The organism is Faecalibacterium butyricigenerans, from assembly GCF_020687345.1.
GTDB lineage: Bacteria > Bacillota > Clostridia > Oscillospirales > Ruminococcaceae > Faecalibacterium > Faecalibacterium butyricigenerans.
Genome location: NZ_JAJEQL010000018.1, coordinates 1 through 13,885 on the forward strand (window position 1 = coordinate 1; position 13,885 = coordinate 13,885).

Below are 13,885 nucleotides of genomic sequence, written 5' to 3' on the forward strand. Positions count from 1 at the left end.
TCAACTTCACGGATGATGCCAAAACGGTCACCCGTGAGGAAGTGTTGGGTTCGAGTGCCGTGGACAATGCTCCACCAAACATCCGTTGTCATTCGACATCGGATTTTTTATTTATCAGAATTTGTTGAATGGAAAACGCAGCGGCATGGAATGGAATGCCGCTGCGTTTTTCTTGTTTGAGATCAGGCGGTGCTGCCCCGAAAGAGTGAAGACGTAAAATTTTATCGCGGAATTTTGTGCAGGGTGATAAAATTGAACTGCGGGCATGGAATCCTCCAAAAGGAGAGGGAGGATATGCTATAATGAAACTGATTTATGGGATGTCGGATGTGGGCGCTGGGCGCTCACGAGAGGAGGCGGCAGCGGATGGACCTACATTCGGAGCGACTGGAAGCAAAGCTGAACGCGGTGGACTGGGCGGTGCGGGATGTGCTGGTCGGGACGGTGCGCAGCCCGCAGCAGCTGGATATATGCCGGAGGCACCGGTTCTATTATATCCCGGCGGAGCATCTGGGAGACGAAGCCTTTTCGGTCCGCATTGTCGCCCTTTACCAGTCCCAATATGTATTCGGCCCGCAGGCAGGCGTCCAGAACTACGGCGAGGTCACGAAGTGCAGCCCGGTCTGCCGGGGCGACATCACGGAGCTTCGGGCACGGAAGGGGACAGAGCAGAACCTTTATTATCGCTTTGAGATCCGGGAATGGAAGCGGCTGAACCGGCCCATTGCGGCACGGGAGAGCTGCTTTGTAAAAGGCCTCACCAGTCGGTTCCAGCTGGAACACAGTGCAGAAACGCCGGAACTCTGGCTTCGCTCGCAAGAGGAATACCGGCTCTGTCTGAACCTGAGACAAGCGCTCGCCGACACCTCCATCAACGAGGCAGACAACGACCTTGGCTTTGCGTTCCGGGATTTCGCGGTGCGCTTCGAGGGAGGAAAGATCCTTGTTTCGGACAAGGGATGGGTCTTCGCGCAGTACGAGACCGCCGATTTCCTCCAAAATGCGGAGGGCGTGCTCCGGAAGCTGTACAGGGAGTGCGTCCAGAGGGATTCCATGAATGAACTCTCCAAAATTTGAGAGAGGACAGCAGCGTTATTTCTGCACACCGGCGGCGCACTGCTCGATGAACTGCTTGGCGACGCGGGGGCTGCGGCCTCCGGCCCGGATGGCGAAGGCCTCGGCCTTGGTCAGCAGCTGGTCGTGGGGCATCTCGATGCCGTGCTGCTTGGCCAGCTCGGTGAGGATGACTTCGAAGCGGGCTTTTTCGGGCCGCTGGAAGGTGACGGTGAGGCCGAAGCGGGCCGAGAGGCTCATCAGCTCCTGACGGGTGTCGGCCTCGTGGATGTCGTCACCCGAGCGGTCGGAGAGTGTTTCCTTGATGAGGTGGCGGCGGTTGGAGGTGGCGTAGACGGCGATGTTTTTGGCCCGTCCGCCTACGCTGCCCTCGAGGATGGCTTTCAGGGCCGCGAAGTTATCGTCGTTGGCCGTGAAGCTCAGGTCGTCGATGAAGAGGACGAACTTCAGCGGGTTCGCGGCCAGCTTGTCCATCAGGTCGGGGATCTGGTAGAGCTGATTTTTCTTGACCTCCACCAGCCGCAGGCCGTCGGCGGCAAACTCGTTGGCGATGGCCTTGACGGTGCTGGACTTTCCGGTACCGGCGTCGCCGTAGAGCAGCACATTGTTGGCGGGCATTCCGGCCAACAGGGCGCGGGTGTTGGCGATGACCTTCTCCCGCTCCTGCTCATAGCCCGGCAGCTCGTCGAGGCGCTGGGGGTCGGGGTAGTGCACTGGCACCAGTTGTCCGTTCTCAACGGTAAAGACGTGGTGCTTGGCGAACATCCCATAGCCCTTTTTGCCTACCTCGCTCATCCGCTGGGCGTAGGCGGCGCGGAGGTCGATGTCCTTCGTCTCCCACCGGGGCAGGAAAGGCAGCGTGTCGGCGGCGTCGGCAGCTTCCAGCAGACCGTCCAGCGTCAGGCCGCACAGCTGCTGCAAAAAGTCCAGCTCACCGTCCAGCGCCTTCTGAAGGACGGGCGGCACCTTGCTCACCGCTGCCTGCCGGACGCAGACCGTTTCGGCTTCGAGGACGGCGGCGGAGAGATATTCGCCGAAGTTGGTGGTGTGCTCGAAGAGGGCGGATTCAAAGGAGGCTGCAGCACCGCATACTGCCCCTGTGCTCCGGGGGGCTGCCGCCATCCGGTCAGTGAGGTCTACGAGCTTTGCAATGACGTCATCGTCCAGCAGTGTGCGGAAGATGACCAGCCCGTGGAGACGGGCGTTCCATTCGTTAAGATTCATAATGTATCCTCTTTTGTTATACAGTCTCTTGAAATGTGGCAAGGCTCTCCCTTTGGGAGAGCTGGCGCGGGAGCGCCTGAGAGGGCAGGCTTTGCACGATAGAGCCGCTGCACAGCGATCGAAAGCGGCTTTTGTCAGAGCGATGCTATCGCTGCGTCTATGCCTCTCGGCGAGCGACCTTGCCCTCTCCGTCACCTTTGGTGACACCTCTCCCAAGGGGAGAGGCTTTTGCTCGCGTGCAGGCCGCAGCCTGAAAATTAAGCGCGTACTCCCAAAGTATACAGCGATGTAAGTCCCTGTGCAAGATGGTGTTTAATTATCTTCATCTTTGCCGTGATTCACGTTACAAATCGTCGATTGACAACGGCCCGATTTATAGTATAATTGACCCAACAAATGCACAGATGGGAAAAAGTAACGCAGGACACCTGCTTTTCAGAGAGCTGCCGGGGGATGCAAGGCAGCAGGCAGACCATGCGCGAAATCCTCCCGGAGCAGCCTGCTGAAGGACGATTTATGGGACGTCTGCTAAGCAGCGCCGGTGGCAGCCGTTAGCGTGCAGGGCTTTGATGGAAGTCCGTGAGAGGGCGCAGTTGCGTCAACGAGAGTGGTACCGCAGAGAGCTTTTGGATTCATTCCGGGTCTTTGTCTCTTGGATAAGGGGACAGAGACCTTTTATTTATCAGGTGCTGCCCCTGGAGAAGCCGTTTTCTTAGGCGCTGCACGGGCAAGCTCCCTCGTCGTCCGGCGTACCCTGCTCACGGAAACAGCTTCTGAGCGTGTTGGGAAAAAGTGTGTAAAGTGGAAATTGGAACGGAACAGGAGAAACTCACCATGCAGTTGAACGGTTCTCAAATCTTTGTGGAGGTGCTCTGTGAGCAGGGGGTGGACACCATCTTCGGCTACCCCGGCGGCGCAGTGCTGAACCTCTACGACGAGCTGTACAGAAATACCGACCGCATCACCCATGTGCTGACGGCCCACGAGCAGGGCGCCTCCCACGCGGCGGACGGCTACGCCCGCGCAACGGGCCGTACCGGCGTGGTGCTGGCCACCAGCGGCCCGGGCGCAACGAACCTCGTCACCGGCATCGCCACCGCTTACATGGACTCGGTGCCGATGGTGGCCTTCACCGGCAACGTGACCACGGCGGGTCTGGGCAGCGACAGCTTTCAGGAGGCCTATATCGAGGGCATTACGATGCCCATCACCAAGCACAACTTCACGGTGCGCCGGGTCGAAGACCTCGCCGACACTATGCGCGCGGCCTTCCGCATCGCTCAGAGCGGCCGCAAAGGCCCGGTGCTGGTGGACATCCCGAAGGACATTACCGCTGCGGTGTGTGAGTTCACCCCGAAAAAGCCCGAACCCATCCGCACGGTGGTCACATTCGACGAGCAGCAGGTCAAGTGGGCGGCAGACATCATCAACGGTGCCCAGCGGCCTCTGGTCTACTTCGGCGGCGGCGTCCGCTCGGCGGCCAGCTGCCAGCCCCTGCGGGATCTGCTGAAAAAAGCGGAGATCCCCGCCACCCATACCCTGATGGCCGCAGGCGTCGTGCCCTACGGCGACCCGATGAACATCGGCATGGTGGGTATGCACGGCTGCTACACCTCGAACCGGGCCGTGGCGGACTGTGACGTCCTCATCGCGGTGGGCACCCGCTTCTCGGACCGTGTGGCCCTGAACCCCAAGACCTTTGCTAAGAATGCGACCATCATCCAGATCGACATCGACGCCAGCGAGCTGGGCAAAAACGTGGACGTGGACCTGTCCATCGTGGGCGATGCCGCCTATGTGCTGAACGCCATGCTGCCGCTGGTGGAAGAGAAAAAGCACCCCGACTGGATGAGGATGATCCACGAGTGGCAGGCGCAGGATTACCACCCGGTGTCCGACGCCTCCCGACTGATGCCCCATCAGGTCATCGGCGAGGTCTGCAACCAGTGCGGCCCCGAGGCCGTCTACGTCACCGACGTGGGCCAGCACCAGATGTGGGCAGCACAGTATATCCGCCACGCCAAGAGCCGCGGCTTCATCACCAGCGGCGGTCTGGGCACCATGGGCTTCGGCTACGGTGCAGCCATCGGCGCACAGATGGCACTGGGCCGTGACCAGCGGGTGGTCATGTTCACCGGCGACGGCTCCTTCCATATGAACCTCAACGAGGCCTGCACTGCCGTCAGCTACGAGCTGCCCATCATCACCGTCATTTTCAACAATCAGGTGCTCGGCATGGTGCGCCAGTGGCAGACCGCTTTCTACGGTAAGCGCTTTTCCCAGACCGACCCCCACCGAAAGACCAACTTCGTCAAGCTGGCCGAGGGCTTCGGCCTCAAGGGCTACCACTGCGAGAACCTCGCCCAGTTTCAGGAGGCTTTCGCCGACGCCCTCAAGCAGAAGGGGCCGACATGGATCGAGTGCATGATCGACAAGGACGAAAAAGTCCTGCCCATGATCCCCGGCGGCGGCGACATCAACGACATCATCATGAAATAAGGAGGACACAGCGACATGGAATCCAATCAGCGCAGGGTCATCAGCCTGCTGGTGGACAACCAGAGCGGCGTTCTGGCCCGGGTGTCCAACCTGTTCTGCCGCAGAGGCTTCAACATCGACAGTCTGACCGTCTCGGCCACCAACGACCCCACGGTCAGCCGCATCACCGTATCCGTCTCGGGCACGGAGAAGGAGCTGCAGCAGCTCATCCTCCAGACCGAGCGGCTGGAAGTCACTCGTCAGGTCTTCGTGCTCAACGAGTCCACCGCCCTCGAGCGGGAGCTGCTCCTGCTCAAGGTCGTGGCGAACGTCACCAACCGCGCCGAGCTGCGGGAGATCGCCGGTATCTATAAGGCAAAGATCATCGACCTGTCGCCGGACAGCATGGTCTTTGAGCTGACGGGCCGCCCTGAGAAGATCGACGCCTTCCTGAAGCTCATGACCGACTACCAGATCCTCGAGCAGTGCCGCACCGGCGTCACCGCCCTCGAGCGGGGCGGGATGCATCAGCATATGCAGAAGCCCTCGCAGGAAGTCCGGGCCGCGCAGTTCCCTCTGCCGGGCACGCGGTGCCATTAAACCTCTCCGTCAGCGCTGACGCGCTGCCACCTCTCCTATCGAGGAGAGGCTTTGGCATTCCGGAAAGCTTCGCCTCTTCGCCAGAGGCTCCCCTCGGTAGGGGAGCTGTCGAGCGAATGCGAGACTGAGAGGTTGTCTCAGCTTTTCCGCTCCCCAGTGAGCGAAAAATATACGATGCTTACATTTATCCTACACTGAAATAACGACATCAAAAGGAGAACACTATCATGGCGATCAAGAAATACTACGATTCCGACTGCAACCTCGGCGTGCTGGACGGCAAGACCGTTGCTGTCATCGGCTTCGGCAGTCAGGGCCACGCTCATTCCGAGAACCTCGCCGAGAGCGGCGTCAACGTCGTCGTCGGTCTGCGCAAGGGTTCCGCTCACTGGGAAAAGGCTTCGGAGTTCGCAGCAACGCACGAGAACTTCAAGGTCATGGAGGTCGAGGAGGCTGCCAAGGCAGGCGACGTCGTCATGATGCTGGTCCCCGATGAGCTGTGCGCTGACATCTACAACAAGCAGGTCGCTCCTTACATGACCGAGGGCAAGGCTCTGGCCTTCGCACACGGTTTCAACATCCACTTCAAGACCATCACCGCTCCGAAGAACGTCGATGTCATTATGATCGCTCCCAAAGGCCCCGGCCACATCGTCCGCCGCCTGTACACCGAGGGTGAGGGCTGCCCCTCTCTGATCTGCGTCGAGCAGGACTTCACCGGTAAGGCAAAGGACATCGCTCTGGCATACGCTTCCGGCATCGGTGCCGGCCGCGCAGGCATCCTCGAGACCACCTTCAAGGAGGAGACCGAGACCGACCTGTTCGGCGAGCAGGCAGTGCTCTGCGGCGGCGTCTGCGAGCTGATCCACGCAGGCTTCGACACGCTGGTCGAGGCTGGCTACGAGCCTGAGATGGCCTACTTCGAGACCTGCCACGAGATGAAGCTGATCGTTGACCTCATCAACGAGGGCGGCTTCTCCAAGATGCGCTACTCCATCTCCAACACCGCAGAGTACGGCGACTACCGCACCGGCAAGCGCCTCATCACCGCCGAGACCCGCAAGGAGATGAAGAAGGTCCTGACCGAGATCCAGGACGGCACCTTCGCTTCCGAGTTCCTGACCGAGATGAGCCCCAACGGCGGCCGCAAGGTTCACTTCCTCGCTCAGCGCCGCATGGAGGCCGAGCATCCCATCGAGAAGGTGGGCGCAGAGCTGCGCAGCATGATGAGCTGGCTGAAGAAGTAAGAAAATCAGCAAAACCTCTCCGTCAGCGCTGACGCGCTGCCACCTCCCCTAGCGAGGGGAGGCCTTGGCATATCGTAAAGCCTCATCTCTTCGCCAGAGGCTCCCCTCGGTAGGGAAGCTGTCTGCGAAGCAGACTGAGAGGTTGAGTTTTTGAGCGTCGGTTTTAGCAGAAAAGCTGCTGATTCTGGCGCTTTTTGCATCAGGAGGATAAAATGAGAAGTGACAACGTGACCAAAGGCTCGGAGCGCGCGCCCAACCGCAGCCTGTTTTACGCTTTGGGCTACACCCCGGAAGAGCTGGACCGCCCCCTCATCGGCGTGGTGAGCGCCTACAGCGAGATCGTCCCCGGCCACATGAATCTGGATAAGGTCGCCGAGGCCGTCAAGGCCGGTGTCCAGATGGCAGGCGGCACCCCCATCCTCATCCCGGCCATCGGCGTCTGCGACGGCATCGCCATGGGCCATGTGGGCATGAAGTACAGCCTCGCCTCCCGCGAGCTGATCTGCGACAGCGTGGAGACCATGCTGATGGCCCATCAGCTGGACGGTCTGGTGCTGGTGCCCAACTGCGATAAGATCGTCCCCGGCATGGTCATGGCCGCCGTCCGGATGGATGTGCCCGCCGTGGTCTGCTCCGGCGGCCCCATGCTGGCCGGCACCTACGGCGGCGAGGAGGTCAGCCTCTCCAAGATGTTCGAGGCCGTCGGTGCCTATAAGGCCGGCATGATCTCCGACGAGCAGCTGGAAGACTGCACCTGCAACTGCTGCCCCAGCTGCGGCAGCTGCTCCGGTATGTACACCGCCAACAGCATGAACTGCCTGTGCGAGGCCATCGGCATCGCCCTGCCCGGCAACGGCACCATCCCCGCCGTCTACTCCAAGCGCCTCCAGCTGGCAAAGCACGCCGGTATGGCCATCATGGAGATGGTGAAGAAGGGCATCACCGCCCGCCAGATCATCAACGAGCGCTCCATCCGCAACGCGCTGACCTGCGATATGGCACTGGGCTGCTCCACCAACACCGTCCTCCACCTGCTGGCCATCGCCTACGAGGCCGGTGTGCCCATCGACCTGAAGCTCTTCAATGAGATCAGCGCCAAGACCCCGAACCTCTGCCATCTGGCCCCCGCAGGCCCCACCCATATGCCCGACCTCTACGCCGCTGGCGGCATCCCCGCCGTGCAGGCTGAGCTGGCCAAGAAGGGCCTGCTGGACCTCGATGTCCCCACCGTCACCGGTAAGACCCTCGGTGAGAACATCAAGGGCGCTCATATCCTGAACGACAAGGCCATCCGTCCCATCGAGGATCCGTATTCCCCGACCGGCGGCCTGCAGATCCTCTGGGGCAACATCGCCCCCGACGGCTGCGTCGTCAAGCGCAGCGCCGTCGCCCCCGAGATGCAGGAGCACTCCGGCCCGGCCCGCGTCTTCAACAGCGAGGAGACGGCCATCGCCGCCATCTATGCGGGCAAGATCGTCCCGGGCGACGTGGTGGTCATCCGCTACGAAGGCCCCAAGGGCGGCCCCGGTATGCGTGAGATGCTGAATCCCACCTCCGCGCTGGCCGGCATGAAACTGGACAAGACCGTGGCCCTCATCACCGACGGCCGCTTCTCTGGCGCTTCCCGCGGCGCGGCCATCGGCCACGTCAGCCCGGAGGCCGCTTCCGGTGGCCCCATCGGCCTCATCGAGGAGGGCGATACCATCCACATCGACATCCCCAACGCCAGCATCACGCTGGAGGTTTCGGATGAGGTGCTGGCCGAGCGCAAGGCCAAGTACGTCGCCCCCGAACCCAACATCAAGACCGGCTGGCTGTCCCGCTACGCCCGCATGGTCACCAGTGCAAACCTCGGCGCAGTGCTGAAGTAAGCACGCCGTAGAACCAGACAGCTACAGAAAAAGCGCCCTGCCGATGACCCGGCAGGGCGCTTTGGTCTGCTATGATATTCCAGCTTACTTGGTGCCGTAGATACGGTCGCCTGCGTCGCCCAGACCGGGGACGATGTAGCCATTCTCGTTCAGGTGGTCGTCCTGTGCGCCGAGGTAGATGTCCACATCGGGGTGTGCCTCGTGCAGGGCCTTGATGCCTTCGGGAGCAGCGATGAGGCCGATGAACTTGATGCGCTTTGCGCCGTGCTTCTTGATCTGGGTGATGGCGTCGATGGCGCTGCCGCCGGTCGCCAGCATCGGGTCAAGCACCAGAACGTCGCGCTCGGCGATGTCCTGCGGCAGCTTGCAGAAGTACTCCACGGGCTGCAGGGTGGTCTCGTCGCGGTAGAGGCCGATGAAGCCCACCTTTGCAGCGGGCAGCAGGGTCAGCATACCGTCCAGCATACCCATGCCGGCGCGGAGGATGGGCACCAGAGCCAGCTTGCGGCCTGCGAGGACCTTGGTCTTTGCCATCGTGATGGGAGTTTCGATCTCCACCTCTTCCAGAGGCAGGTCACGGGTAGCCTCGTAGCACAGCAGGGTTGCGATCTCGCCCACGAGGTCACGGAACTCCTTGGTGCCGGTCTGCTTGTTGCGTAGAATGCTCAGTTTGTGCTGCAGCAGCGGATGCTCAACGATCATAGGGGTCATAATACACGCTCCTTATATTGTGAATAAAAATATGGAACACGAAGGGATAACCTCTCAGTCTCGCTCGCGCTCGACAAGGCCGGGACGGAGAGGTTAACGGTTTTCAATGGCCATCAGCTTGGCGATGCGCTTTTCGTGGCGGCCGCCCTCGAACTCGGTGTTGAGGAAGAGGTCTACCAGCTGGCAGGCGAGGCCGGGGCCGACGACGCGGCCGCCCATGCACAGGGCATTGGCGTCGTTGTGGCGGCGGGTATACTCACAGCTGAAGCTGTCAGAGCAGCAGCAGGCGCGGATGCCCTTGACCTTGTTGGCCGCCATGCTGATGCCCACGCCGGTGCCGCAGAAGAGCAGCGCCTTGCTGCACTGGCCGCTCACCACAGCGTCGCAGGCGGGCAGGGCCATGTCGGGGTAGTCCACGCTGGCGGTGCTGTGGGTGCCGAAATCGATGTATTCCAGCCCCAGCTCGTCCAGATGTGCCTTGACGGCCTCTTTCAGTTCAAATCCGCCGTGGTCGGCGGCAAGTGCGATGGGTTTTGCCATTGGTGTCAATCCTTTCCCTTTGCAGTATCTTCGGGTGTTTCGGTACGGGCGGCCTCTGCGGCCAGACGCTCGGCCCGCTCCCGCTCGGCCTGACTCAGCCGGTGGTAGTCCGGCAGCAGGGCCTCGGGCAGGACGGCTTCGCCCCGCTGGGCCATCTGCTTTGCCACATAGGCCACCGCAGCGGCGCGGCCATTGCGGAGGGCCGGGGGCACGCAGAGCACGCCCGGGACGCCGCTGTATTTATTATAGCACAGAGCCGCGCCATCACCAACAAAAAACAGGGGCTTTTTGCAATTTTCTACGAACTCTGCAAGGTCTGCCACGGCCCGGGCGTCGTCGTCCAGCAGGCGCTCATGGGTCTCGAGGTCAAAGGCGGCGCTGTATACCTGCGCGCGGCGGGCGTCCAGCGCACAGAGCACGGTGCCGCTGCCGGTGTGGGCCGCTGCCAGCGCTTCCAGCGTGGACACCGGGGCACAGAGGGTCTCCCGGGGGAAGGCCAGCCCCTTGACCGCCGCCAGCCCGATGCGCAGCCCGGTGAAGCTGCCGGGGCCTGCATTGACGCCGTAGAGGTCGATGTCCCCGCAGCCCATGCCGCAGAGGCTGAGGCAATGATCGACGAGGGGCATCAGGGTCTCGCTGTGGGTCATGCCCGCGTCGAGATAGCATTCGTAGAGCAGGCGGTCATCCTGCAGCAGGGCCACGCCCAGCGTCTTGCCCGCCGTATCCACGGCTAAGATGTTCATACTTCTGCCCCCTCGATGGTGATGCGGCGGGTGGTGTCGTCCACACGCTCGATGTTGATGCGGATGGGGTCTTCCAGTGCCAGCAGGTCGGCGAAGTTCTCGCTCCACTCTGCCGCCACCACAGCGCCCTCATCCAGATAGTCGTAGAAACCGGCCGCGCACAGGTCGTTCTCCGTAGAGATGCGGTATAGGTCAAAGTGCGCGAAGGGCCGCGGCCCTCGGTAATAATTCACGATGGCGAAGGTGGGGCTGCTGACCGGGTCGGTACAGCCGAGGCCTTTGGCCAGACCCTCACAGAAGGCCGTCTTGCCCGCGCCAAGCCCGCCGGTGAAGGCGATGAGCGCGCCGGGTGCAAGATGCTGTGCCAGCCGCTCGCCCAGCGCCACCGTCTCCTCGCGGGAGTGGGTGATAAATTCAGACATGGGTATCCTACCTCATATGTTCCGATGTAAAAAGGGATGGCATATCACTGCCATCCCTTAGTATAAACGATTTTCATCAAAAGTGCAACGCTCAGGCGGCACGATCCAGAACTTCTCCGAGGATGTCGTCCACGGTGATCTCGTCCGCACGCTGGGCCAACGAGTAGTTGGCCGGCACGTTCAGGCGGGCGTTCGGGTCGCCGTAGAGCACCAGATAGGCCGCTGCGGCGTGGGGGCGGCGGCCGCCCTGCTCGGTGTACCAGATGATGTCGTTCTCGCCGTAGGTGTCCTTGGCGTGGGTCACGGCCCCGCCGATGGTCATTCCCATGCCGAGATGGTTGACGGTGTCCCAGAGCATACTGCGGGAGTAGACGGTGTAGACGTTGTTCACATAGCCCAGCACGGCCCGTGCGCCGCCGGCCAGCAGAGCCTCGGCCATCGACTCGTCCACGCTGCCCGTGACGCCCAGAAACTCGCAGGTCTCGGAGTAGACGATGGTGCTGCTGAGCTGGCCAGCGCGGTAAGCATTGCGGAAGAAATCCGCTGTGGCGCAGTAGAGGCCGTTCATCTTGATGACCCGGTGGGACAGCAGCTCGAAGCTGTAGATGATGTCCTTATAAAATGTGGACTCCTCCGTCAGCAGGATGATGGGCTCGGTGCGGGTGCGCTTCCAGAGGGCACCGTAGCTGTAGGTGTAATAGGCACCGTGGGCGCTCAGGATGCACAGGTCGTACCGGTCCATCCGGCGCAGGTCAGCCAGCGTCACCCGGGTGTTCATGGTCGTGCGGATGCCCATGCCCTCCCAGAAGCCCTGCATATAGGAATAATAGGGAAAGCGGGAGCTGTTCACCGTGTTGTCAAAGGCGTAGTAAATGGCAGCGCGGCCAATGGTGTCGGGCAGGGCGTTTTCGTCGCTCTGCCGGGCGTTCTGCCGGGCCGCTGCAGCCTCCCGGACGTCCTCCGTCAGGGGCATCTCCGCACAGGGGGAGGCCTCGGCGAGGCCGCGCGGGGGGCGCAGGCCGTTCTCCCCGGCATCAAGGGTCATCTCCTCCAGCTCGTCGGCGGGGGTGAACAGGATGCCGCCCAGCACGCCGCAGCTGTAGGTGAAGCTGACGATGCCGTTCTCCTCATCGGTGCGGATGGAGCTGCGCCGCACCAGCCCTTTCCGGGCCAGCCCGTCCAGCTCATCCAGAGCCGCAGCGCGCCGCTGCTCCCGGGACATCTGCTCGTATTCTTCGCTGCCGGTGAGGGCTGTGACAGCGGCGTCCGCCTGCTGCATCTGGGCGGCATCGGCGGCAGTGAGGGTGGTCTTTGCCTCAGCCTGTGCCTCGTCCGCCCCCTCGGCTGCCCACGCAGCAGGGGCCAGAACGGCCGTCAGCACCAGTGCCAGTGCGCAGACCGCGCACAAAAATCGATGGCGTTGTTCCTTCATATATAATATTTGTTCCTCCAAGAACGCCGGACAGCGGCCATCTGCCGCCCCGGTATGTCTCATTGTAGAGGCCCGGTCTGCCTTTGTCAAGCGTTCTGCGCCGATTTTGCAAAGCTGTCACAACCGGCCATCTTGCGCCCCCTCTCTGCCTGCTGTATAATAAAGCAGAGGGATATTGCGCCCGGCTGTGAGGCGGGGCTTTTGAGATACCAGAAAGGTGGTGCTTTTTTGGAAAGCATTCAGCGATATTGGAAGCGGACGGACAAGGTCTATCTTCTGCTCTGCCTGTTCAGCAGCGGGATGGCCGTGCTGGCACTGGCATCGTGGGCCGCAAAGCAGGGAAACGGCTTCGCCGTGGATGGTCTGACCGGCCAGATCACCGGCGTCGGCGACTACCGCCGGGCCATGGTGCAGGCGGGCGCGGCCGCCATCGGCATCGTGGTGGCCATCCTCCTGTCCAACATCGACTACCGCAGCCTCGTCAATGTCTGGCCCGTCCATGTGGCCCTTACGTGGGGCCTCGTGCTGCCCACGCTGGTCATCCGCAACGTGAGCATCGGCCCGCTGACCATCGGCTACAACGCAGGCGACACCGACAACTACTCGTGGTATAAGCTGGGCGGCTTCACCTTCCAGCCCACTGAGCTGGCGAAGATCAGCTTCATCCTCACCTTTGCCATGCACCTGAACAACGTCCGCAGCCGGCTCAATGAGCCGAAGGAGCTGGGCAAGCTGCTGCTCCACCTCTTTGTGCCCATCGCCATCATCCACATTCAGGGCGATGACGGTACGGCCATCATCTACGGCATCATCGGCTGCTGTATGCTGTTTGCAGCCGGTCTGAGCTGGAAGTATATCGTCGGGGCGGCGTCCGCCCTCGCGGCGGCGATGGCCGTGGCCTTCGCCTTTTTCAGCGACAAGATCGGCAAAGGCTACCAGTGGTACCGCATCCTCGCGGTCATCGACCCCAACAATGAGACAGGCTGGGCACCCAGTGAGACGGTCTGGAAGAACATCATCTATCAGCAGCAGCGGGGCGAGATCGCCATCGGCTCGGGCGGCATCTTCGGCAACGGTTTTTTCGAGGGCCGCTACTACAGCGTCCCCAACGCCCACAACGACTTCATCCTTTGCTGGATCGGCAACGCGGCGGGCTTCGTAGGCTGCTGCGTGGTGCTGGGCGTCCTGCTGGCCATCATCATCAAGACCTTCGCCACCGGCGCAGGCAGCGAGGATATGCTGGGTTCCTTCATCTGCGCGGGCATCGGCGGCGCGCTCATGGCCCAGATCTTCGTCAATGTGGGGATGAACCTTCGGGTCCTGCCCGTCATCGGTGTCACCCTGCCCTTCTACTCGGCGGGCGGCAGCTCGGTGCTCATGCTGTATATCTGCGTGGGTCTGGTGCTGTCGGTGTATATGCACAACACGAAAAAGCTGTTTGGGTAACGCACTCGCAAAAAAAGCAGGCGCTGGTTCACAGTGCCTGCTTTTTCGCGCCCTTATTGCCCCAGAAGCCTTGTAATACGACGAAAGTCGTGATAAA

Annotated in this window: 12 protein-coding genes and 1 other annotated feature; of the genes, 6 read left to right on the top strand and 6 right to left on the bottom strand. The window is 61.7% G+C overall.

The features are described 5' to 3' along the window. The first annotated feature begins 366 nt into the window (after positions 1–366). Positions 367–1,077 carry a DUF8743 domain-containing protein gene (locus LKD23_RS08080; RefSeq protein ID WP_227621198.1) on the top strand — a complete coding sequence of 237 codons (711 nt, stop codon included), beginning with the start codon at positions 367–369 and terminating at the stop codon, positions 1,075–1,077. 15 nt (positions 1,078–1,092) lie between these two features. On the opposite strand, the gene LKD23_RS08085 is transcribed toward LKD23_RS08080, so the two are convergent. Beyond that, on the bottom strand, positions 1,093–2,298 hold the full coding sequence (locus LKD23_RS08085) for an ATP-binding protein (RefSeq protein ID WP_227621199.1): 1,206 nt from the start codon (positions 2,296–2,298) through the stop codon (positions 1,093–1,095). Between the two features lie 392 nt (positions 2,299–2,690). After that, positions 2,691–2,954 (top strand) — a binding site (T-box leader). Between the two features lie 178 nt (positions 2,955–3,132). Between LKD23_RS08085 and ilvB the strand changes: the two genes are divergently transcribed. From ilvB to ilvD, 4 genes are all read left to right on the top strand, one after another. Beyond that, positions 3,133–4,797, top strand: coding sequence for a biosynthetic-type acetolactate synthase large subunit (ilvB, locus tag LKD23_RS08090; protein WP_227621200.1), 1,665 nt, complete (start codon positions 3,133–3,135; stop codon positions 4,795–4,797). Between the two features lie 15 nt (positions 4,798–4,812). Further along, positions 4,813–5,376, top strand: coding sequence for an acetolactate synthase small subunit (ilvN, locus tag LKD23_RS08095; protein WP_227621201.1), 564 nt, complete (start codon positions 4,813–4,815; stop codon positions 5,374–5,376). Positions 5,377–5,603: 227 nt separating this feature from the next. Next, complete coding sequence (gene ilvC / locus LKD23_RS08100; protein WP_227621202.1) at positions 5,604–6,623, top strand: ketol-acid reductoisomerase; 1,020 nt, start codon at positions 5,604–5,606, stop codon at positions 6,621–6,623. A gap of 212 nt (positions 6,624–6,835) precedes the next feature. Beyond that, positions 6,836–8,494 (top strand): dihydroxy-acid dehydratase, encoded by a 1,659-nt coding sequence (gene ilvD / locus LKD23_RS08105; protein WP_227621203.1) that lies wholly within the window; start codon positions 6,836–6,838, stop codon positions 8,492–8,494. Positions 8,495–8,578: 84 nt separating this feature from the next. On the opposite strand, the gene upp is transcribed toward ilvD, so the two are convergent. The 5 genes from upp to LKD23_RS08130 form a co-directional block, all read right to left on the bottom strand. Next, positions 8,579–9,205, bottom strand: coding sequence for a uracil phosphoribosyltransferase (upp, locus tag LKD23_RS08110; protein ID WP_015565513.1), 627 nt, complete (start codon positions 9,203–9,205; stop codon positions 8,579–8,581). A gap of 93 nt (positions 9,206–9,298) precedes the next feature. Next, positions 9,299–9,745 carry a ribose 5-phosphate isomerase B gene (gene rpiB, locus LKD23_RS08115; RefSeq protein WP_227621204.1) on the bottom strand — a complete coding sequence of 149 codons (447 nt, stop codon included), beginning with the start codon at positions 9,743–9,745 and terminating at the stop codon, positions 9,299–9,301. A 5-nt stretch (positions 9,746–9,750) separates the two neighbouring features. After that, on the bottom strand, positions 9,751–10,488 hold the full coding sequence (gene tsaB / locus LKD23_RS08120) for a tRNA (adenosine(37)-N6)-threonylcarbamoyltransferase complex dimerization subunit type 1 TsaB (RefSeq protein ID WP_227621205.1): 738 nt from the start codon (positions 10,486–10,488) through the stop codon (positions 9,751–9,753). Next, on the bottom strand, positions 10,485–10,910 hold the full coding sequence (tsaE, locus tag LKD23_RS08125) for a tRNA (adenosine(37)-N6)-threonylcarbamoyltransferase complex ATPase subunit type 1 TsaE (protein ID WP_227621206.1): 426 nt from the start codon (positions 10,908–10,910) through the stop codon (positions 10,485–10,487). Before tsaE ends, tsaB begins: the two co-directional genes overlap by 4 nt. Positions 10,911–11,001: 91 nt before the next feature. After that, positions 11,002–12,342 carry a C25 family cysteine peptidase gene (locus tag LKD23_RS08130; RefSeq protein WP_227621207.1) on the bottom strand — a complete coding sequence of 447 codons (1,341 nt, stop codon included), beginning with the start codon at positions 12,340–12,342 and terminating at the stop codon, positions 11,002–11,004. A gap of 228 nt (positions 12,343–12,570) precedes the next feature. On the opposite strand from LKD23_RS08130, the gene LKD23_RS08135 reads away from it, so the two are divergent. Then, entirely contained in the window at positions 12,571–13,788 is a 1,218-nt protein-coding gene (locus tag LKD23_RS08135) for an FtsW/RodA/SpoVE family cell cycle protein (protein ID WP_227621208.1), read from the top strand. Positions 13,789–13,885 lie beyond the last annotated feature (97 nt).